The 20907-nt window shown below is 71.3% G+C and carries 18 protein-coding genes and 1 riboswitch; of the genes, 11 read left to right on the top strand and 7 right to left on the bottom strand.

Going from position 1 to position 20907, the window contains the following annotated elements; genetic code table 11:
* Positions 1–171 precede the first annotated feature (171 nt).
* Complete coding sequence (locus AB0F88_RS02855; RefSeq protein ID WP_362676665.1) at positions 172–1407, top strand: Ig-like domain-containing protein; 1236 nt, start codon at positions 172–174, stop codon at positions 1405–1407.
* A gap of 384 nt (positions 1408–1791) precedes the next feature.
* Here the strand turns inward: AB0F88_RS02855 and AB0F88_RS02850 are convergent, their stop codons facing one another.
* From AB0F88_RS02850 to AB0F88_RS02835, 4 genes are read right to left on the bottom strand one after another with little or no spacing between them, the layout of a single operon-like run.
* Complete coding sequence (locus tag AB0F88_RS02850; RefSeq protein ID WP_362676663.1) at positions 1792–3471, bottom strand: cytochrome bc complex cytochrome b subunit; 1680 nt, start codon at positions 3469–3471, stop codon at positions 1792–1794.
* Positions 3468–4583 (bottom strand): Rieske 2Fe-2S domain-containing protein, encoded by a 1116-nt coding sequence (locus AB0F88_RS02845; RefSeq protein WP_362676661.1) that lies wholly within the window; start codon positions 4581–4583, stop codon positions 3468–3470. The genes AB0F88_RS02850 and AB0F88_RS02845 overlap by 4 nt, the downstream gene beginning before the upstream one ends.
* Positions 4580–5395 (bottom strand): c-type cytochrome, encoded by an 816-nt coding sequence (locus AB0F88_RS02840; protein ID WP_362676659.1) that lies wholly within the window; start codon positions 5393–5395, stop codon positions 4580–4582. The genes AB0F88_RS02845 and AB0F88_RS02840 overlap by 4 nt, the downstream gene beginning before the upstream one ends.
* Before the next feature lie 16 nt (positions 5396–5411).
* Positions 5412–6029 (bottom strand): heme-copper oxidase subunit III, encoded by a 618-nt coding sequence (locus tag AB0F88_RS02835; protein ID WP_362676657.1) that lies wholly within the window; start codon positions 6027–6029, stop codon positions 5412–5414.
* A 195-nt stretch (positions 6030–6224) separates the two neighbouring features.
* Between AB0F88_RS02835 and AB0F88_RS02830 the strand changes: the two genes are divergently transcribed.
* The 3 genes from AB0F88_RS02830 to AB0F88_RS02820 all read left to right on the top strand — a co-directional run bounded on the left by AB0F88_RS02830 (position 6225) and on the right by AB0F88_RS02820 (position 9018).
* Positions 6225–6623, top strand: coding sequence for a hypothetical protein (locus tag AB0F88_RS02830; RefSeq protein WP_362677922.1), 399 nt, complete (start codon positions 6225–6227; stop codon positions 6621–6623).
* A gap of 28 nt (positions 6624–6651) precedes the next feature.
* The gene (gene trpD, locus AB0F88_RS02825; RefSeq protein ID WP_362676655.1) at positions 6652–7722 is read left to right on the top strand and encodes an anthranilate phosphoribosyltransferase; all 1071 of its coding nucleotides are present in this window, start codon (positions 6652–6654) and stop codon (positions 7720–7722) included.
* A 99-nt stretch (positions 7723–7821) separates the two neighbouring features.
* Positions 7822–9018, top strand: a complete 1197-nt coding sequence (locus AB0F88_RS02820; RefSeq protein WP_362676653.1) for a histidine kinase — start codon at positions 7822–7824, stop codon at positions 9016–9018.
* Here the strand turns inward: AB0F88_RS02820 and AB0F88_RS02815 are convergent.
* From AB0F88_RS02815 to AB0F88_RS02805, 3 genes are all read right to left on the bottom strand, one after another.
* Entirely contained in the window at positions 8961–9248 is a 288-nt protein-coding gene (locus AB0F88_RS02815) for an Lrp/AsnC ligand binding domain-containing protein (protein WP_362676651.1), read from the bottom strand. The two genes, AB0F88_RS02820 and AB0F88_RS02815, sit on opposite strands and share 58 nt — an antisense overlap.
* A gap of 43 nt (positions 9249–9291) precedes the next feature.
* The gene (locus tag AB0F88_RS02810) at positions 9292–11016 is read right to left on the bottom strand and encodes a DEDD exonuclease domain-containing protein (RefSeq protein WP_362676649.1); all 1725 of its coding nucleotides are present in this window, start codon (positions 11014–11016) and stop codon (positions 9292–9294) included.
* A gap of 141 nt (positions 11017–11157) precedes the next feature.
* Complete coding sequence (locus AB0F88_RS02805; RefSeq protein ID WP_362676647.1) at positions 11158–12318, bottom strand: phosphotransferase family protein; 1161 nt, start codon at positions 12316–12318, stop codon at positions 11158–11160.
* A 151-nt stretch (positions 12319–12469) separates the two neighbouring features.
* On the opposite strand from AB0F88_RS02805, the gene AB0F88_RS02800 reads away from it, so the two are divergent.
* The 7 genes from AB0F88_RS02800 (at position 12470) to AB0F88_RS02770 (ending at position 20806) form a co-directional block, all read left to right on the top strand.
* The gene (locus tag AB0F88_RS02800; protein WP_362676645.1) at positions 12470–13792 is read left to right on the top strand and encodes an NYN domain-containing protein; all 1323 of its coding nucleotides are present in this window, start codon (positions 12470–12472) and stop codon (positions 13790–13792) included.
* Positions 13793–13839: 47 nt separating this feature from the next.
* Entirely contained in the window at positions 13840–14472 is a 633-nt protein-coding gene (locus AB0F88_RS02795; protein WP_362676643.1) for a hypothetical protein, read from the top strand.
* Between the two features lie 243 nt (positions 14473–14715).
* A complete protein-coding gene (locus AB0F88_RS02790) occupies positions 14716–15666 on the top strand; it encodes an NlpC/P60 family protein (RefSeq protein WP_362676641.1) in 951 nt (316 codons plus the stop codon).
* Between the two features lie 846 nt (positions 15667–16512).
* Positions 16513–16671: riboswitch (cyclic di-AMP (ydaO/yuaA leader) on the top strand.
* A gap of 133 nt (positions 16672–16804) precedes the next feature.
* A complete protein-coding gene (locus tag AB0F88_RS02785) occupies positions 16805–17320 on the top strand; it encodes a C40 family peptidase (protein ID WP_362676639.1) in 516 nt (171 codons plus the stop codon).
* A gap of 212 nt (positions 17321–17532) precedes the next feature.
* On the top strand, positions 17533–18411 hold the full coding sequence (locus tag AB0F88_RS02780) for a hypothetical protein (protein WP_362676637.1): 879 nt from the start codon (positions 17533–17535) through the stop codon (positions 18409–18411).
* Positions 18408–19685 (top strand): M48 family metallopeptidase, encoded by a 1278-nt coding sequence (locus tag AB0F88_RS02775; RefSeq protein WP_362676635.1) that lies wholly within the window; start codon positions 18408–18410, stop codon positions 19683–19685. Before AB0F88_RS02780 ends, AB0F88_RS02775 begins: the two co-directional genes overlap by 4 nt.
* Positions 19682–20806, top strand: coding sequence for a glycosyltransferase family 4 protein (locus tag AB0F88_RS02770; RefSeq protein ID WP_362676633.1), 1125 nt, complete (start codon positions 19682–19684; stop codon positions 20804–20806). The genes AB0F88_RS02775 and AB0F88_RS02770 overlap by 4 nt, the downstream gene beginning before the upstream one ends.
* Positions 20807–20907 lie beyond the last annotated feature (101 nt).

Below are 20907 nucleotides of genomic sequence, written 5' to 3'. Positions count from 1 at the left end.
GCTTCTCGCACCGACCTCGCGTTTCACCGCCATCCGAGCGGGTCACGGAAAAGCTTCCGTGGCCCGCTTTTTGGCGTTTATTTGGCGCCTAGGGTGGATGTCTTATGTGGTGAACCGCTTACTCCGGGTAATAACTGAATCAGTGGTTCAGTCCGGGACAGGGGAGTTCATGTGGGGCACGCGATCCGTGGTTCGAGCCAGGGAGCGGGACTGCTGGCTCTCGCGCTGGTGACGGCCTCCTGCTCGGGAAACACCGCCGTACAGGGCGACCGGACGCCACAGGCGTCGCAGAACCCTCCCTCCGCCGTCGCCGCGGCCGTCGTCACCGTGGCCCCTCTCGACAGGGCCAGAGGCGTTCCCACGGACACCCCCATCCTGGTCGCGGTGCAGGGCGGCACCCTGCGGCAGGTCGCCGTCAGGGCCGTGAAGGGCGCCAGAGGCTCCCTGCCGGGCGTTCTCAGTGCCGACGGTACCCAGTGGCGCAGCAGGGGCGTCGCGGCCCCAGGGGCCTCCTACGAGGTCTCCGTGACGGCCGTCAACCCGGCCGGCGCCGTCACCACCACGACCTCCTCCTTCTCCACGGTGAGGAAACGCGAGGCCTTCGCGATCGAGAACTTCATGCCGGGCAGGGACACGACCGGCCTGACCGTCGGCGTCGGCATGCCGGTGATGATCACCTTCGACCGCGACGTCACCGACCGGGTCTCCATCGAGCGCAACCTGTTCGTCCGCACCTCCAGGCCGGTCCTGGGGGCGTGGCACTGGTTCGACGCCCGCAACGTCCACTTCCGCCCGAAGAAGTTCTGGCCCGCCGGTACGAGGGTCCGGGTCGAGGCCCGCCTGGCGGGGGTGCGCGGCGGCAACGGCCTGTACGGAGCGGCGAACAAGACCGTCAACTTCAAGATCGGCCGCTCGCAGATCACCCGGGGCAGCGTCCAGACGCACCACCTCACCGTGAAGCGCGACGGCAAGGTCGTCCGCGAGATTCCCATGAGCGCCGGGCAGGGCGGCAACTGGAAGTACCACACGACCAGCGGCGTGCACCTGGCCATGTCACGGGAGAACGTCACCGTCATGACCTCCCCGGGCATCGGGCCCGGTTCCCCCGGCTACTACCAGCTGACCGTCTACGACACCGTCCGCATCTCCAACAGCGGCGAGTACATCCACGCCGCTCCGTGGTCGGTCGGCTCCCAGGGCAACTCCAACGTCAGCCACGGCTGCGTCAACGTCAGCCCGAGCAACGCCAAGTGGTTCCTGGACAACACCCTGATCGGGGACCCGATCATCATCACCGGCTCGCCCCGCGTCCTGGAGCCCCTGAACGGGTGGGGCCACTGGCAGGAGAGCTGGAAAGAGTGGCTCAAGTGGAGCAGCCTCAAGCACTTCAACACCGACGACGTCTGACCGGCGGCGTCCTGACGTTCCCTGAGGGTGCCGGGGACACGGGATGAGTCGTTCGTGGCCCCGGCCAGGGAAAGGCCCGCAGAGACCTCCTGGAGGCCTCTGCGGGGGTCTTGTGGCAGCTCGGAGGCACCACCGCGCCCGTCGTCCGGTGGCGTGCGGAGCAGTCGTCCGGCACCGAACCGTCGTCCGGTGATGTGCGGAGCCGTCGCCCGGTAGGCCTGCCATGCCGTCGTCCGGCGGCGCGGAGCCGTCATCCGGTGGACCCGCGAGGCCGTCGCCCGGTGACCCGTAAGGCCGTCTTCCGGTGGCGCGCAAAGCGGAGGGCCCGGACACCGTACGGTGTCCGGGCCCTCCGGGTGGCGTCAGCCGTGGCAGGTCAGCGGGTCAGTGGGTCAGGGACTTGTCGTCTCCGGACCGGCCGACCGCCGCGTGCTCCCCGTGACCCGTGCCGACGGCGTCGTGGTCCTCGCCGTGGCCGTCGTCGAGCGGGATCTTCTCGCCGCCGTACGCCGCGCTCATCTTGGCGCGCAGCCTGCCGAGCGGGCCGCGCATCCCCTTGGACGGGATGTCGTCGCGGCTCTTCGGGCCCGCGTCGCCGCCGGAGACGATCGGGATCGCCTCCTTGCCCCGCATGTGGGCCTCGATGGACTCGTGCGGCGGGACGTGGACCTCGATGTACTCGCCGTGGGGCAGGCGCTTGATCACACCGGACTCCACGCCGTGGCTGATGATCGCCGCGTCGCCGCGCTGCAGGCCCAGGCAGACCCGGTAGGTGATGATGTACGCCAGCACGGGGCCGGCGATCACCAGGAACCGGCCCGCGTAGGTCGTCCAGTTCAGCGAGATGTGGAAGAACGCGGAGATCTCGTCGTTGGCGCCCAGCAGCCACAGGACGCCGTAGAACGTGACCGCCGACATGCCGATCGCGGTGCGGTGCGGGTTGTTGCGGGGACGCTCCGCGACGTGGTGCTCGCGGCGGTCACCGGTGACCCACTGCTCGATGAACGGATACAGCGCCAGGCCCGTCATGACGATGCCCATCGGCACCAGGGCCGGGATCAGCACGCTCATCGCGAGCGTGCCCCCCGCGCCGCCGAAGAGGTTGAGCTCCCAGGCGGGCATCAGGCGCAGTGCGCCTTCGAGGAAGCCCATGTAGAAGTCGGGCTGCGAGCCCGCCGAGATGTCGGCGGGGGTGTAGGGACCGAACAGCCAGATCGGGTTGATCTGGGCGAAGGTGCCCAGCATCGCGATGACCCCGAAGGTGAACATGAAGTAGGCGCCGGCCTTGATCATGAAGGCCGGGTAGAACGGCGCGCCCACCACGTTCTCGTTGGTGCGGCCCTTGCCCGGCATCTGCGTGTGCTTCTGGACCCACATCAGGATCATGTGAGCCGTGATGAGCGCGAGCAGGATGCCGGGGATGAGCAGGATGTGCAGGGAGTAGAAGCGCGCGATGACGTCCTCGCCCGGATACTCGCCGCCGAAGAGGAAAAAGGTGATCCAGGTGCCGACCAGCGGCAGCGAGATCGCCACACCCTCGGTGATCCGCAGACCGGCGCCGGAGAGCAGGTCGTCGGGAAGGGAGTAACCGGTCAGGCCCTCGAGCAGCGCCAGCGTGAGCAGCAGCACGCCGATCAGCCAGTTGAGCTCGCGCGGCTTGCGGTAGGCGCCGGTGAAGAACACCCGGAGCGCGTGCACCATCATGCCGCCGATGAACAGCAGGGCGGCCCAGTGGTGCATCTGCCGCATCAGCAGGCCGCCGCGCACGTCGAAGCTGATGCTCAGCGACGAGGCGTACGCCTCGGACATGGTGACGCCCTGCAGCGGGCCGTACGAGCCGGCGTACTCGACGTGGCCCATGCCGGGCTTGAAGAAGAACGTCAGGAACGTGCCGGTCAGCAGCAGGATGATGAACGAGTAGAGCGCGATCTCGCCCAGCAGGAACGACCAGTGGTCGGGGAAGATCTTCCGCAGGTTGCGCCGCAGGAAGTTTCCCGCGCCGATGCGGTCGTCGACGAAGGTGCTCGCACCCTCGATGGGCTTGGGCACGGTCTCGATGCTCATGACTTTTGGGCTCCGTTCTCACGGACCTCGGCCTCGGCGTCGCCGCGCTCCCAGAAGCTGGGACCGACAGGGACCGCGAAATCCGCCGTTGCGACGAGATATCCCTCATTATCGACGGCGATCGGCAGCTGAGGAAGCGGCCGAGCGGCCGGGCCGAAGATGACCTTGGCGCCGTCGGCGGCGTCGAAGGTCGACTGGTGACACGGGCACAGGATGTGGTGGGTGGTCTGCTCGTACAGGGCCGCGGGGCAGCCGACGTGCGTGCAGATCTTGGAGTACGCCACGATCCCGTCGTGTGTCCAGTTCAGGTTGGTCCCGGACTTGAGCTCCTCGGGACGGAACTTGATCAGGATCAGCGTGGCCTTGGCCAGCGCGTTCAGGTCGTGCTCGTACCCTTCGGGCACCACGGAGAGGATGCCGCCGGGGGAGTTGAAGTCGGCGGCCCTGATGGGCGAGCCGCTTCCCTCGACGAGGAGCTTGCGCGGCTTGCCGTCCTTGGTCTTCTCGCCCCAGACGGTGTGCCGCAGCTTGGCCGGGAAGTTCGTGTGGCTCGGGCCGAGGTCGCGCAGCAGGACCAGCGGGGCCAGGCCGAGCGGCGCGGCGGCGGCCAGCAGGGTGCGGCGCAGCAGCGGGCGCTTGACGATGCCGCTCTCGTTCGCTCCCTGCAGGAAGGTCTCGGCCACGTAGGACCTGGTCTCGGGGTCGGAGGCCATCGTGTGGCGCTCCTGGACCAGGTTGTACTTGGGCATGACCAGGCGGACCCAGGTGGTCAGGCCCGCGGCCAGCCCGAGCAGGGCCAGGGTGAGCGTGCCGCCCAGCGCGAGGTTGGAGACCTGCGTCTTCTCGATGTCGCCGACCTGGAAGACGACGTACGACACCACGAAGCCGATGCCCCCCAGGAAGGCGACCAGGAAGCAGAGGGCGGCGTAGCGCTCACCCTTCTTCGCGGTCGCCTCGTCCTGCGGGACCACCCCGGGAACCTGGACGACGTCCGTCTTCCTCGGCTCGTCGCGGCCGAGAAGAGAGGTGCTCGCCGCCGGGGAGGGGGTGCCGATCACGCGCTTGGGCGCGCGCTCCTCCGGCTGCTCGATGTCGTGATTGTTGTCAGTCATTTGGCCTGTCGCCTCTTCGCGGTGATCCAGATGGCGGCCAGGGAGAGGAGGCTGAGCCCGACGACCCAGGCCACCAGACCCTCCGTGACCGGGCCGATGCGGCCGAGACCGGCGCCGCCCGGGTTGGGCTCCTCACGCACGCCCACGATGTAGGCGATCATGTCCCGCTTCTGCTCGGGGGTGATGATGCTGTCGTTGAACACCGGCATCGCCTGCGGACCGGTGATCATCGCCTCGTAGATCTGCCTCTCGCTGGCCTGGTGGAGCGGCGGTGCGTACTTGCCCTGTGTCAGGGCGCCGCCGGAGCCGACGAAGTTGTGGCACTGGATGCAGTTCGCGCGAAACAGCTCCCCGCCCTTGGACTTGTCGCCCTTGGAGGCGTCGACCTGCTCGTCGGTCGGGACGGTCGGGCCGCCGCCGAGTGACTGCACGTAGGCGGCGAGCTGCCGGACGGTGTCCTCGTTGACCCAGGGCGCCAGGGGCTTGCGCGGTGCCTGCGCGCTGGGGTTGGCCAGGGGCATGCGGCCGCTGCCGACCTGGAAGTCCACGGAGGCGGCGCCGACGCCGATCAGGGTCGGACCCTGCGCGGTGCCCTCGGCGTTGAGGCCGTGACAGCTGGAGCAGCTCTGCTCGAAGAGTTTCTTGCCCTCCGCCACGTCGTCGGCCCTGCCGGACGCGATGGCGGCGTCGGCCTGCCGGCTGGGGGAGACCGCGAGCGCGACGGTGTAGACCCCGCCGATCAGGCCCAGGGCCAGGAGCAGGACGGCGTATCTCGCGAGGGGATGCCGCCGCCCAGCGGTGATCCTATTCACAGAGATCCCCGATTCCTTAGTGAATGCCATAGATGGTTACGAAAAGGCCAATCCAGACCACGTCGACGAAGTGCCAGTAGTAGGACACGACGATCGCGCTGGTCGCCTGCTCACGGGTGAAGCGCTTCGCGGCGTACGTGCGTCCCAGCATGAACAGGAACGCGATCAGTCCACCGGTCACGTGCAGGCCGTGAAAGCCCGTGGTCAGGTAGAACACGGAGTCGTACGCGGAGTGCGACAGCGTGTGCCCCTCGTGGACCAGCTGGCTGTACTCGTACAGCTGGCCGCCCACGAACACGGCGCCCATCAGGAAGCTGACGATGTACCAGAAGCGCAGCTTGGCGACCTGGCCCTTCTCTGCCGCCCACACGCCCAGCTGGCAGGTCACACTCGACAGGACCAGGATGATCGTGTTGGCCAGGGCGAACGGGACGTTCAGATGGGCCTCGGGCCAGGGCAGGCCCTGGCCGATGCTCACCGACCGGATGGTGAAGTACATCGCGAACAGCGCCGCGAAGAACATGAGCTCGGAGGACAGCCAGACAATCGTCCCGACGCTGACCAGATCGGGTCTGCGGGACGAGTGTGCTGTCGTCGTCGTTGAAATTGCGGATGCTGTCGCCACGGGCAGCATTATTGCGGCTCTCCTGCTCGGGTCGCCGCACGACCCCCCGATAGCGGGTGCGCACGTCCCCTCAAAGTGGACGTATGGGGCAATTCGCTCGCCGTCGGCTCCGGCCTGGGTCTCCGGACCGGCTGACCGGTAGCATCCCAGGTGACCATACATCGACGAGGGATAGTGAGCGCGACCGTGAGCACCGACGACAAGATGAGGGTCCTCGTCTACAGCGACGACGCGAGCACCCGCGAGAAGGTGCGGCAGGCGATCGGCCGCCGCCCCGCAGGCGACGTGCCCCTCGTGGAGATCGTGGAGTGCGCCACCCACGCCAAGGTCGTCCAGCACTTCGACTCCGGGGAGATCGACGTCGCCGTGCTCGACGCCGAGGCCCAGCCGGCCGGCGGCATGGGCGTGGCCCGCCAGGCCAAGGACGAGGTTCACGACTGCCCGCCGATCTGCCTGCTGATCGCCCGCCGCGACGACCGCTGGCTGGCCGAGTGGTCGCGGGCCGAGGCCGTGGTGCCGCAGCCGATCGACCCGGTCGTCCTCGCCGAGACCGTCGCCGACCTGATGCGCCGCCGCCTGTCCACCCGCCTGCCCGCCCGGTAGACCCCCCGGAACCCCCCTGGAGACCTCCATGGACGCGCGCACCACCTGGCCCGCGCTGTTGTCCGCCCTGATCGCGGGCGAGCACCTGACGGCCGACGAGACCGCCTGGGCGATGAACCAGATCATGTCCGGCTCCGCCACGTCCGCCCAGATCGCGGGCTTCGCGGTGGCGATGAGGGCGAAGGGCGAGACGGTCGCGGAGGTGACCGGCCTGGCGCGCACGATGCTGGAGCGGGCCACCCCGCTGTCGGTCGAGGGCCCCGTCGTCGACGTCGTCGGCACCGGCGGCGACCGGGCCCACACCGTCAACGTCTCCACCATGGCCGCGATCGTGGCCGCCGCGGCGGGAGCCAGGGTCGTCAAGCACGGCAACCGGGCCGCCTCCTCCTCCTGCGGCGCCGCCGACGTCCTGGAGCACCTCGGGATCGTGCTCGACCTGGCCCCGGCCGACACCGCCAGGGTCGCCGTCGAGGCGGGGATCGCCTTCTGCTTCGCGCCGGTCTACCACCCGGCGCTGCGCTTCGTGGGCCCCACGCGCAAGGAGCTCGGCATCCCCACGATCTTCAACTTCCTGGGCCCGCTGACCAACCCGGCCAGGCCCGCCGCCCAGGCGATCGGCATCTTCGACGCGGGGATGCTCCCCACCGTCGCGGGCGTCTTCGCCGAGCGCGGGGTCTCCGCGCTGGTCTTCAGGGGCGACGACGGGCTGGACGAGCTCACCATCGCCACGACCTCCACGGTCTGGGTGGTGCGCCGGGGCGCCCTCGAGCAGGTCGTCTTCGACCCGGCCGCCCTCGGCATCCCCAGGGCGGCGCCCGACGCGCTGCGCGGCGGGGACGTGGTGTTCAACGCCCAGGCGGTCCGCGACCTGGTCGGCGGCAAGACGGGGCCGGTCCGCGACGCGGTGCTGCTGAACGCCGCCGCCGCGCTGGTCGCCCTCGACGGCGCGGGCGAGGGCGCGGACGACGGTGCAGGCGACGACCTGAACGCCGCGATGGCCGCGGGGTACGAGCGCGCGACGAAGGCCGTCGACTCCGGTGCCGCCGCCGAGACCCTCGACCGCTGGATCGAGGTCAGCCGGGCCCTGAAGTCGTCCTGACCCCCGCAGGGGAGCCGGAGGTCCCTCCTCTCGTGGGCGGATGCGAGATCCGCCCACGAGGGGATGTATCGCCCTGAGCGGCCGTTCTAGATTGCGGCCATGTGGCGTGCCGACCTCCTGACCGGGCAGATGTTCCCCATCCTGCTGTCGTGCGCGGCGCTCGTCCTGTGCGTGGCCGTGGCGGGCCTGGTATGGGAGCGCAGGCTCCTGCTGCTGAGGCTCAGGTCCTGGGAGGCCAGGTTCGCCGACCAGGGGGAGGCGCTGGCCGGCGCCCGGCTCGCCGAGAGGCGGGCGCGCATCGCCCGCGAGCTGCACGACGTCGTCGCCCACGGGATCAGCATGATGACGCTCGGGGTGGGCGCCGGTCGAATGATCATGGACAAGGACCCCGAGCGGGCCAGGGAGACCCTGCGGGTGGCCGAGGAGTCGGGGCGCCAGGCGCTCGTCGAGCTCCAGCGCACCCTGGCGCTGCTCGACCTCGACGGTCTCCCGGCAGGCAGGACGCCCCAGCCCAGGCTGTCGGACCTGCGCGACCTGCTCGCCGGGGTCAGGGCACGGGGCCTGCGGGTGGACGTGGTCGAGGACGGCAGGCCCGCCGAGGTCGGGCTCGCCCTCGAACTGGTGGCCTACCGCATCGTCCAGGAGGCGCTCGACAACACCCTGCGGCACGCCGGTGCCCGCTCGGCCCGCGTCACGCTGCGCTGGCGGCCGGGTCTCCTCGACGTTCTCGTACGCGACGACGGCAGGACCGTCCCCGCGGCGGCCGCGGGGCACGGCCTGCTCGGCATGCGCGAGCGGGCCGCCCTCTTCGGCGGGACGCTGGCGGCCGGGACCCTGCCCGGAGGGGGGTTCGAGGTGCGGGCGCGGCTGCCCACCGCGGGCGAGGCCGGCGGCCGCACCGGCGAGGGTGACCTCACCGTCACGGCGCGCCCCGGGCCGCGCCCGGGCTCAGCGGGCCCGGGTTCTGCCGCCCTGGGCTCAGCAGGCCCGGGCTCAGCGGGCCTGGGTTCTGCCGCCCTGGGCTCAGCAGACCTGGGCTCAGCGGGCCCGGGTTCAGCAGACCTGGGCTCAGCGGGCCCGGGTTCTGCCGCCTTGGGCTCTGCCGCTCTGGGGGCCGCCGGCCCGGGTGAGGCGGCTCCCGTCGGACCCGCCGGGCCGAGGCCGGGTGCCGGCGTGGGCGAGGAGCCCCCCACCCGGCCCGCCGGGCCGCGCCCGGGTGCCTTACGGGCGGGTGAGGATCAGTCGGACTCGCCGAGGCCGATCGAGAAGGCGGCGTCCAGGTCGTGCCGCGAGTAGGCCCGGAAGGCGACGTGGGTCTCGGTGTGCAGCACCCCGTCCACCTTGTTGATCCGGCCGGGGACGACCTCGGCGATCTCCTCGTAGGAGGGGACGCGGACCATGGCCAGCAGGTCGTACTCCCCGGTTATGGAGTAGACCTCGCTCACCCCGTCGATCTCGGCGACCGTCTGGGCGACCTCGGAGATCCGGTCCACCTCGGCGTTGATGTGAACGATCGCGGTGACCACGAGCTTCCTCCTCGTTGAGTGCGGCATTTCGTCTCAGAAGCTATCAGCGCAGCGGGCGGCCCTCGCGCGCCCGCCGCGGCTCGGCCGCCTGGTAGGCGCGGTCGATGCGGGCCTTGAGACGCCCCGCGCCCGAGACGGGCAGGCTCCAGGTGCCCTCGACCTGCACCAGCCGCACCCCGGGGGTCTCCAGCCAGCGCAGGACGCACTCGGTCTCCTCGGCGCTGGCCGCGTGGACCGGCCCGGGGCCCGGCGGCACCGTCTCCGCGGTGGCGGTCAGCGCCTCGACGAACAGGGTGGGGTGGGCGCCCTCCGGCATCACCCCGGCCGAGGCGAGCCGACCGTACCGGATGACGTGGATCTCCCAGTCGCCGCCCGGCAGGGGGGCGGCGGCAACCATCTGGGAGATCGCGGTCAGCGACCGCAGCCGCTGCATGCGGGCCGAGGTGCGGACGTAGGAGGCGAGCCGGTCACGGTCGGCCGCGGCCTCCTCGTAGCGCTGGTCGAGGGCGAGCCGCTCCATCCTGGCCTCGATCGCGGAGAAGACCGGGGCCGCGTCCAGCTCCATCGCCCGGCGGGCCGCCACGACGTGCACGGCGTACTCGCCGGGGCTCTGGCGGCCCTCGCACGGCGCCCCGCACTTCCCGATCTCGGCGAGGGCGCAGGCGGAACGCCTGGTGCGCGGGGTGATCCGCTCGGTGCACTGCCGCAGCGGGACCGTCTCGTGCAGGGCCGTGCGGGCGTCCTCCGCGGCGCGGGTGCTGTTGAACGGGCCGAGGTAGGAGGCCTCGTCGTCCCTGACCTCGCGGACGACCGACAGGCGGGGGAACGGCTCGTCGGTCAGTTTGAGCCAGAACATCTTCTCGGGGAAGCGCGACCTGCGGTTGTAGCGGGGCTTGGCCGAGCCGATCAGCCGCAGCTCCCTGACCTCGGCCTCCAGCGAGGTCGCGCAGGCGATCGACCTGACCCGCGCGGCGATGCCGATCATCTCGCGGACGCGCGGCCTGGTCTCGCTCGCGGTGAAGTAACTGCGCACGCGGTTGCGCAGGTTGGTGCTCTTGCCGACGTAGAGCGGGTCGCCGCCCTCGTCCTCGAACACGTAGACGCCGGGGCCGGCCGGCACCGAGTCGGCCAGGTGCCGCTTGCGGCGCTGCTCGGGGGTGGGCGCGCGGACGAAGCCCTTGAGCTCCTCCAGCGTCTGCACCCCGAAGGAGCCCGCCCGCTCCAGCAGGGCGTGCAGCACGTCGACGGTGGCCCGCGCGTCGGCGAGCGCCCGGTGGCAGGGCTCGGTGTGGCTGAAGATCTTGGCGAGCGTGGACAGCTTGCAGTTGGGCGCCTCGTCGCGGGTGAGCAGCTTGCGGGCCAGGTCGACGGTGTCGACCACCTGGTGGGACGGCGGGGGATAGCCGTGCGCGGCGCAGGCCGCCCTGACGAACCCCAGGTCGAAGCCCGCGTTGTGCGCCACCAGGGTGGAGCCCGCCGCGAACTCCAGGAAGGACGGCAGCACCGACTCGATCCTCGGCGCCGCCACCACCATGCTGTCGGTGATGCCGGTCAGCACCGAGATGAACGGCGGGATCGGCGAACCGGGGTCGACCAGAGTGGCGAACTCGCCGAGCACCTCGCCGCCCCTGACCTTGACCGCCCCGATCTCGGTGATCGCGTGCTCGCCCGCCGAGACGCCGGTGGTCTCCAGGTCGAACACGACGAAGGTGATCTGGCTGAGCGGGGTGCCCAGCTCGTCGAGTGTTCCCTGCACGGCGTAGTTCACGATTCACGACCATAGAAGCCCCGACCGACATTTACCGCACCGGGCCCTCCCCGGGCCGGTGCGCGCCGGCGCCGGGAGAACCCGCCCCCTCCGGGGGCCGCGAGAGCCTCCCGAAGGCCTACTGATGGCCTCCTGAGGGCCTCAGCTCCAGTGACTTCCGTCCAGCATCCGTTCGAGGAGGGCCCGGTGCATCACCAGGTCGTCGGGGTCGTCGGGCATGGCCTGCTCGCCGAAGTGGACCTGGCGCTGCCAGACGCGGGCCATGATGACGCCGTGCCTGAGGGCGGCGTACGTCTCGTAGAACTCCATGTCCCGGGGCTTGTATCCCGTTATTTCGTGGTACGTCTGGCAGACGTCCTCGCGCCGCATGAAGTCGGGCATCCCCGGTAGTTCCATGAACTCGGTGAGGTCCTGGAAGAAGGTGTGCAGGAAGATCATCCAGGAGATGTCCAGCTCGCGGGGGGCGATCGCGGCCATCTCCCAGTCGAGCACCGCCACCGGGGTGAAGTCGCGGTACATCACGTTCCCGATGCGGGCGTCGCCCCAGTTCAGCACGTCGGGTCCCGGATCGGCCGGCCAGTGCTCCTCCAGCCAGCCGAACGCCCGCTCCAGCAGCGGGATGGGCATCGAGCCGTGCGCCCACTCGTAGTAGGCCCGCTGGTCGTCGACGTGCCTGCGCAGCGCGGTCCCGCCCGTCCCGGGGATCTCCAGGGGGCGCATCTCCCCGGCGGTGAACGGGGCGTCGTGCAGCCTGGCCAGGATCTCGACGCTGCTCCGCTGCAGCCGGTCGCGGTCGGCGGGGGAGGCGTCCAGCAGCCAGCTCCCGAAGGTGTAGGGCATCACGTCCGGCGGCACGTCACCGGTGAGCCGCTCCATCACGAAGAACGGGGCGCCCAGCCGCCCGGGGTCGGGCTCGTACCACAGGGCCCGGGGCGCGAGCACGCCCGCGCGCTCCCTGACCAGCCGCATGACCTCGTACTGCCTGCCGAGGTCGTATCCGGGGAAGACCGGCACCGCCTCGCTCGCCGGGGCCATCCGGGCGACGCACGCGACCTCGTGCCCGCCCTCGGCGGAGGTCCAGGAGGCGTCGAAGAGCAGCGTCTCGCTGGACATGCCATTGCCCGAGGGACGCGACAGCGGGGAGACCGCGACGGGGGAGCCCACCTTCCCGGCGAGCCATGAGCGCATCCGTTCCCGTAACTCCCCGAGGTCGCGGGTCGATGTCCGCATGCTCTTGCCGGCCTGCCGGCCGGGCTCGTTCGTCGGCTCGTCCATCGCGCTCTCCCGGGTGGCGTGCGTCACAAGGCGATCCGCACAGTCGTAACCCAGCAGCAAGCGCTTGTCCATAAAGCGTTCACAGGCTCGTCGGCCGCCGGTCGATTCACGGTCAGGTCGGGGTCAGGGTGCGGTAGCCGTACCCTTGACGTGAAGACCGATCCGAGTAGGGGCCGTGATGAGTTCAGCCGGAGAGGGCCTGTCTCGTCCGTTACCCGAGCAGGTCCGCTTACATGTCGTGGAGCTGGCCTCCCAGATTCTCGGTTCGATGCCCGCCGCCTCGGTGCCGCTGCCCCTGAAGGGGATCGCCAGGTTCGACCCCCGCAAGCGGGCCAGGCTGGGCGGGGCGCCGATCGCCGCGCAGCTGGAGACCGACAAGAAGTTCCGCGAGCTGGTCGCGGAGACGCTGACCGAGGGCTGGCCCGAGCTGGTCGCGAGCCTCGCCGAGGGCACGGTCCCGCCGGCCGCCGAGCCCGTCATGGTGGCCGCGGCCGCCTACCTGACCCGGCCGCCCGGCTGGGCGGAGATGGTGGAGACCGCCCGCGCCGATCTGGAGCGGTCGGCCGCCGCGGCCGAGGGCTCGGCGCAGGAGCAGACGGTCTCCCGGCTGCGCGAGCAGCTGGCCGCCCAGAAGACCGCGGCCAAGGAGGAGTCAGAGCGGCTGCGCGAGCAGCTCAAGACCTCGCGCTCGGAGGTCTCCGACCTGCGCCGCAGGCTGCACGACGCCCGTGAGCGGACCAGGGCGGCCGAGGCGCGCGCCGCCGCGGCCCAGGAGGTGGCCGACGAGGCACGCGCCGCCGCGCTCTCGGCGGGGAGCACGGTGGAGAGCGAGCTGCGCCGCCTGCGCGAGCGGCTGGCCGACGCCGAGCGGCAGCTGGAGTCGACGCGCAGGGCCGCCCGCGAGGGCCGCAGCGTGGAGGACACCAAGGTGCGCATGCTGCTCGACGCCCTGCAGGACGCCGCCGCCGGGCTGCGCAGGGAGCTCGCCCTGCCCTCGGGCATCCACCGCCCCGCCGACTCGGTGGCCTCGGTGGCGCCCGGCAGGCAGGGGGTCCAGGCGGTTCCCGCGCGGGCGCTCGCAGACGACGACCCCGCCCTGCTCGACCAGCTGCTCGCGCTGCCGCAGATCCACCTGATTGTCGACGGTTACAACGTGACCAAGACCGGTTACGGCACGTTCACCCTCGCCGACCAGCGCACCCGCCTCCTCACCGGTCTCGGCGCGCTCTACGCGCAGACCCGCACCGAGCTGACCTGTGTCTTCGACGGCGCCGAGCTGAACGGGCCGGTCCCGGTGTCGGCGCCCAGGGGGGTGCGCGTGATGTTCAGCGCCCCGAACCAGATCGCCGACGACCTGATCCGCCAGCTGGTCCGCGCCGAGCCCGCGGGGCGTGCGGTCGCGGTGGTCTCCTCGGATCGCGAGGTGGCCGAGTCGGTCCGCAGGATGGGCGCCAGGCCGGTGCCCTCGGTGCTTCTTCTCCGCCGTCTGGGTCGCGCGTAAACCTTTCACGGTCGCCGCGCATCGGATCACCCAGGAGGTTTGATTCGATGAAGAAGATCATAACGCTCGCCCTCGCCGTCCTGGCCGTAGGAGCGACCGTGACCACGCCCGCGGCGGCCACGACGGCCGCCATCCCCAAGGGCTTCCTGCTGTACGAGAAGGACGCCGCCAGGAAGGACGACGACCCCGAGACCAACTGGAAGGTCGGCAACTCGGCGAAGGCGAAACTGGCCGTCAACCCGTGTGACAGGAGCACGCTGGCCGCGACCGGCCGGGTGGCCGCTCGGACGGTGACCTTCACCGGCGTGCCGGACTTCATGAAGGTCGAGCAGGTGGTCCTGTACGGTTCGCGGGCCTCGGCCGTCTCGGCCGTCGCCCAGGTGCGCGCCGCCCTGACCAGGTGCGGAGGCAGGACCGGCTCGGGTTCCGGCTACCGCTACGCCTCCTCGCGCCTGACCGGGCTCGGCGACGAGGCGCTGAGGATCTCCGGGCAGGTCTACTACGGGAAGAAGGCCGGGGTGGGCGGCGACCGGAGCGTGCTGGTCAGGAAGGGCAACGCCGTCGTGGTCTACCTCTGGGCGGGTGAGTACGCCAAGCCCGCGAAGAGCGACTGGACCGTTCAGCTGCGTGACGCGAGGAAGATGACCGCCAAGATCTGCGACATCGCCACCTGCCGGTAGCGAGACCTGGCGGGGTCCGGGGCGGACGGCCCCCCGTGGCCGGGGCGCCGCCGGTCGTGAGACGGGCGCCGCCGGTCGCGGGTAAGTCGCGGGTAAAGGGGTTCACCTGAGATTAAGGAGCAAACCCGGCAAAAAGGTGAGTCAATCATTACTTCTTCTGTACTATTCGCCGCAGGTCTGGTGCAGTCGGGAGGCGTTGACGTGGCCGTGGCGGGTTTGCCGGTTGGACTGATTCGGATACCGGTGGCGGCCGGGCTCGCTCTCGCGTTGCTGACGCTGCCGGTGGGCGGAGCGGCCGCCGATCCGAGGCCGACGGCCGCCCAGGCCAAGAAGAAGCTGGAGAAGCTCAACGAGCAGGCCGACCAGGTCGTCGAGAAGTACAACCAGGCCTCGGAGAAGTGGAAGCGGGCCAGGAAGAAGTACAACACGCTCAACGATGACCTGACCCGCCAGAACGAGCAGGTGGCCGGGCTGCGCAAGGAGCTCGTCACGATGGCCGTCAGCACCTACCAGGTCGGCGTGGTCAACGGCTGGGAAGGCATGATCTACCAGACCGACCCCGGCGCCCTGCTGAGCGGTCTGGCCGCCGCCGACCAGATGTCCACCTCCCGCGCCCAGTCCCTGAACGCCTTCGACGAGGCCACCAAGGTGCTGCGGACCAGCCGGGACCAGGCCAAGAAGGCGCTGGCCGAGGCCGACGAGACGCGTGACGAGCTGGCCAGGGAGAAGGCCAAGGCCGACAAGATGGTCAAGGCCCAGACGAAGATCCTGCGCGAGCTCAACGCCTTCAGGACGGGTAACCCCGAGAGCGCCGGGATCCAGTACAACGGCTCCGCCTCGGGCAACGCCCGCGCCGCCCTGCAGTTCGCCTTCGCCCAGGTCGGCAAGCCCTACCAGTACGGCGGCACGGGCCCGCGCGGCTGGGACTGCTCCGGCCTGGTCCAGAGCGCCTGGCGCAGCGGGGGAGTCAGCCTCCCCCGCACGACCTGGGAGCAGTGGAGCTGGGGCGCGAGCCGCAAGGTCTCGCTGAGCGAGCTCCAGCCGGGCGACCTCATCTTCAGCGAGGGTCTCGGCCACGTCAGCATGTACGCGGGCAACGGCCAGATCGTGCACGCCCCGCAGACCGGCGACGTCGTCAAGGTCGTCCCGCTGTCCGCCTACGGCCGCCGCATCGTCGGAGCCGTCCGCCCCTGACCGGGCCGGGCCGCGCTCCCGCCGGGGACGTCCCGGCCCCGTCTCGCGCCTGACGGGACGCCGGGAAACCGGATGTGCCGGCCCCGTCTCGCGCCTGACGAGACGCAGGGAAACCGGATGTGCCGGACGCGGCGGCACATCCGGCATCGGGACATGATCAAACCACGGACGCCCGAAGAGCGCGCGCCGGTCCCGAGCGCCTCGACTCCGACTCCGACGCCGTGCTCGGCCGTCGGCTCGACGGCGTGGCGGGCGATGCCGCGCTGGGTCACGCCCGCGCTGGGTCACGCCCGCGCTGGGTCACGCCCGCGCTGGGTCACGCCCGCGCTGGGTCACGCCCGCGCTGGGTCACGCCCGCGCTGGGCCACACCCGCGACGACTGTGCCGAGCGTCTGCGCACCGAGTACGGCACCTTCGGGCGGCTGCCCGGACCGATGCTCGACGCCGCCGGACTCGAGATCGTCGGGCGGACTTCCGGGAGCCGGTCCACGGCGCCTGCACGCGCGTCGGGCGCTGAGGTCACCCGGCCGGATCATGCGGGACCGCTCCATCGGCGGTGAGTGTGATGAAGATTACATAAATCGTGATTTGTTGGACTGGCGAGAAGGGTGTGACGAGAGTCATATCTCAATAGCATAAATAGCCATTAAGCAGGGGTAACAGGAAGATCAAGAGGGGTTGTCGATCTCCCAATTTGGCGAATGCTTTGCCGAAAGTTGGAGATCGGGGTAACTTCTGGCGTCGCGACGTGCAAGCCACGCCGTCGCGGCGAATGTCGGTCTTCGGGCCGGTGTCCCTATAGAAATCCAACCGGCCGCCGTGCCCCCACCCGGGGGCAGGGCTCATCACGGCGGCCCGCCGAATCTATGCAGCCAGGAGGCATGGAACCGGGGACCCAAAAGGCCCGATACAGCGTGGCCAGGGGTGAATCGGCGCGTTTTGCCGTAGGGCATCTTCCAAGCCCGAATCCGTCAGCTAACCCGGTAGGCATCAGTGGAAGTCCCAAGGAGAAATCCTGTCTACCACCCCGTACAACCCCCGTCTGTCGCGCCTTTTCCGCCTTTCCCTCGGCGGCATCGCCCTCACCCTGACCGCCTCAGCCGGAGCGGTCACCCTGGGGCCCACGGCGGCGCAGGCGGTGGACGGCCCCTCCGAGATACTGGTCAACAGCGCGGCCGGTGTCTCAGAGAAGGCCGAGAGCACCAACAAGACCGCCTCTCAGGCCGAGACCAAGGCTGAGACCAAGGTCAAGGCCAAGGGCAAGGCCAAAAAGAGCAGGGCGGCACTGCAGAGGATCCGGGCCGGTAAGGCGGTCTCGGCGGCCAAGAAGCAGATCGGCGATCCGTACCGGTGGGGAGCCTCCGGTCCCGGAGCGTTCGACTGCTCGGGGCTCGTCCGGTACGCCTGGCGGAAGGCGGGCGTGTCCCTTCCCAGGATCACGCACAGCCAGTACAGGTCGATCAGGAAAAAGGTCTCGTGGAGCAAGTTGCACCCCGGTGACCTGCTGTTCTTCAGTGGAAAGGGCCATGTCGGCATGTACGTCGGCAAGGGCAGGATGGTCCACTCGCCGAGCAGCGGCAAGACGGTCCGTATCGTGAGGCTGGCGGGCTATTACAGGTCCTCCTTCGCCGGAGCGGTACGGCCCGGGGCCTGAGCCCCGCACGGAGCCCAAGGTCCGCGCGTGAGCGCGGAGCCCGGGATCCACGCGTGAGCACGGAGCCCAGGTATGGAACCTGAGCCTGAGCCCGCGTCCGGGCACGCGCTCGAGCACATGCCCGAGCACGCGCCCGAGCACGGAAAAGCGGCCCCGGCCCTCCACCAGGAGGGCCGGGGCCGCTCCATGCCGGTCGAGTACCATCGGCTCGTATGTCCGTCCCGAAAGGGCGCCGCGCCGTGCTCGCCGGGATGCTGGCGCTGATGAGCGCCGGTCCGTTCGCCGGGACGGGACCTCTCCTGGCCGGAGCCGCGCCCCTCCCGCGCGCCCCCCGTCCCCCTGACCCGTACGGCGCCCGGACCCCTTCGCGCGTCCCGTACGCCTCCCGTAGCCCGCGCGATCCCCGCGACCTGTGGCCGGGCGCCGCGGTCACCGTCCGGGGCGAGTACTCCCTCGTGATCGGCCACGGCGTCCCGGCCGCCGTCCTGCGGGACCTGGCGGCCAGGGCCGACCGGGCCCGCGCGACGATCGCGGCGATCTGGGGGCCGGTCCCCGCGGTGGTCCTCTTCCCCGCCACCGACGCCGAGGCCGCGGCGCTCGCCGGGGCCGGGAGCACCCGCGGCCTGGCCGCGATGGCGACCGCGGACCGGGTGATCGTCCTGCCGTCGGGGTACGCCCGGCTCACCGCGACCGGCAGGGACGTGGTGATCACCCACGAGCTCGCCCACGTGGCCACCGGCGCGACGCGCGGCGGCCGGGTGCCGATGTGGCTGTCGGAGGGCTTCGCCGACTACGCGGGTTACCGCGACGCCGGGATCGCGGTGCGCACGGCCGCCGCCGAGCTGGCCGCCGAGGTGCGCTCGGGCGCCCTGCCCGCCCGGCTCCCCGGCCCGGCCGACTTCGCCCCCGGCGCGCCGAGGCTCGCGCAGGCGTACGAGGAGGCGTGGCTCGCCTGCCGGTTCGTCGCGGAGCGCTTCGGGGAGAAGGCCCTGGTGAGGCTCTACGGTAGCGATGTCGAGAGCACGCTGGGCCTGCCGGTGGCCGAGTTCACCCGAGCCTGGCGCGACTACCTCAGGGAGGAACTCACGTGACGCTGAGCACGACGGACACGCCCGCGGGCGTGCGGTCGGCGGGGTGGGCGCTGGCCGTCCTGGGGGTGGTCACGCTGGCGGTCGTGGCGTTCACCACGCCCTGGAGGGCGCTGCCCGAGGGGGCCCCGGCCGTCGTCCCCGATCCGGCCCGCGACTTCACCGCCGAGCAGATCGCCAGGGCCGGGACGTTCGACGCGCTGGTCAGCGTTCCCGGTTACCTGTCGCTCGGCCTGACGCTGGTCGTGGCGGGGGTGCTGGTCGCCACCCCGCTGGGCGCGCGGCTCGCCGGCCGGCTGCCGGGCCCCTGGTGGCTGCGGGCGCTCCTCGGCGTGCTGACGCTGTCGGTGGCCGTGGCGATCCTGCGCTGGCCCCTGGGGATGTGGTCGGAGAGCCACCTGCGCGACTTCGGGCTGTCCACCCAGGCCTGGCCGGCCTGGGCGGCCGACCGGGCCAAGAGCACCGGCATCGGCACCGCGCTGACCGCGATCATGGTGCTGGCGGTGATCGCCCTGGCGCGGCGCTACCGGCGCTGGTGGATCCCCGCCGCGGCCGGGGCGTTCGTCTTGACCGTGGTGGCCTCCTTCGCCTACCCGGTGCTCATCGAGCCGGTCTTCAACGACTTCAGGCCGCTGGAGGCCGGGCAACTCCGCGACGACCTGCTCGCCATGGCCGCCAGGGACGGCGTGCCGGTCGAGAACGTGCTCGTCGCCGACGCCTCCCGGCGGACCACCGCGCTCAACGCGTACGTCTCCGGATTCGGCGCGACCCGCAGGATCGTGGTCTACGACACGCTGCTCCGCGCGCCCGCCGGCGAGGTCGAGCTGGTGGTCGCCCACGAGCTGGGCCACGCCAAGGCGGGCGACGTGCTGTCGGGAACGCTCGTCGGCGGCCTGGGCGCGGCGTTCGGGGCGTGCCTTCTCTACGCGGTGACCTCCGCGGGGGGCGTACGGCGCAGGGCGGGGATCTCCTCCCTCGGCGACCCGAGGGCGGTGGGCCTGGTCATGGGGTTGCTGAGCCTGGCCACCGTCCTGTCGGGACCGGCCCAGAACCTGGTGAGCAGGCAGATCGAGGCTCGTGCGGACGTGCACGCGCTGGACCTGACCAGGGACCCGGCGACGTTCGTCGCCATGCAGAAAAGACTGGCGGCTACCAATATTTCGGATTTGTCGCCCGATCTAGTCGAATATGTACTTTATGCATCGCACCCCACGACGCCGCAGCGCATCGCCCTGGCGCGATCCTGGGCGAGGCTGAACGGCCTCCCCGAACCGTGAGCCGCACGCTGGTCGTCACGAACGACTTCCCGCCCCGCGCGGGGGGGATCCAGTCGTTCGTGTACGGTCTCATCGCCCGCCGCCCGCCCGGTTCCGTCGTCGTCTACGCCCCCCGGTGGGCCGGCAGCGCGGCCTTCGACCTGCGCCAGCCGTACCCCGTCGTGCGGCACCCGACCTCGCTGATGCTGCCCACGCCCGCCGTCGCCCGCCGGGCCGCCGGGCTGGTCGCCGAGTTCGGGTGCGACACCGTGGTCTTCGGGGCGGCGGCGCCGCTCGGGCTGCTCGCGCCCCGGATGCGCGAGGCCGGGGCCCGTCGCGTCGTCATGGTCACCCACGGCCACGAGGCGGGCTGGGCAGGGATCCCGATCGGCCGCCGGGTGCTCGCCAGGATCGGGGCGGATGCCGACGTGGTCACCTACCTGGGGGAGTACACCCGGCGGCGGCTGGCCAGGGTGATAGCGGCGGACAAACTGGTGCGCCTCGCGCCCGGCGTCGACACCGGGGTGTTCCATCCGGGGGCCGGTGGGGGGCGGGTGCGCGCGCGCCTCGGCCTGGGGGAGCGGCCGGTGGTGGTCTGCCTGTCCAGGCTGGTGCCGCGCAAGGGCCAGGACACGCTTCTGCGGGCCTGGCCCGGCGTGGTCGGGGACGTGCCCGGCGCGGTGCTCCTGATCGTCGGCGGGGGCCCGTACCGCAGGACCCTGGAGCGGCTGGCCCGGCCGATGGGCGGCTCGGTGAGGATCACCGGCCCGGTGCCGGAGGCGGAGCTGCCCGGCTACCTCGCCGCGGGTGACGTGTTCGCCATGCCGTGCCGCACCCGCCTGGGCGGGGTCGACGTGGAGGGACTCGGCATCGTCTACCTGGAGGCCTCCGCCAGCGGCCTGCCCGTGGTGGCCGGTTCCTCGGGCGGCGCCCCCGACGCCGTGCTGAACGGGGAGACCGGCCTGGTCGTCGACGGCACCCGCCCCGACGAGGTCGCGGCGGCCCTGGTCGGCCTGCTCAAGGATCCGGCCGGGGCGCGTGCGATGGGGGAGCGCGGGCGCGAGTGGGCGGCGCGCGAGTGGAACTGGGACCTCGCCGCCGCCCGCTTCTCCCGCCTCCTGGAGCCGGCGGAGACCCTCTAGCCGTACGACGGCCTTGTCCGCCGTGAAGACGCGTGAAGACGCGTGAAGACGCGTGAAGACGCGTGAAGACGCGTGAAGACGAAGAAGGCGGGGAGGTGCGG

Source organism: Streptosporangium sp. NPDC023963, assembly GCF_040639135.1.
Taxonomy (GTDB): domain Bacteria; phylum Actinomycetota; class Actinomycetes; order Streptosporangiales; family Streptosporangiaceae; genus Streptosporangium.
The sequence above is the reverse complement of the archived record's forward strand: the minus strand, read 5'-3'. Positions and strand labels throughout refer to the sequence as shown.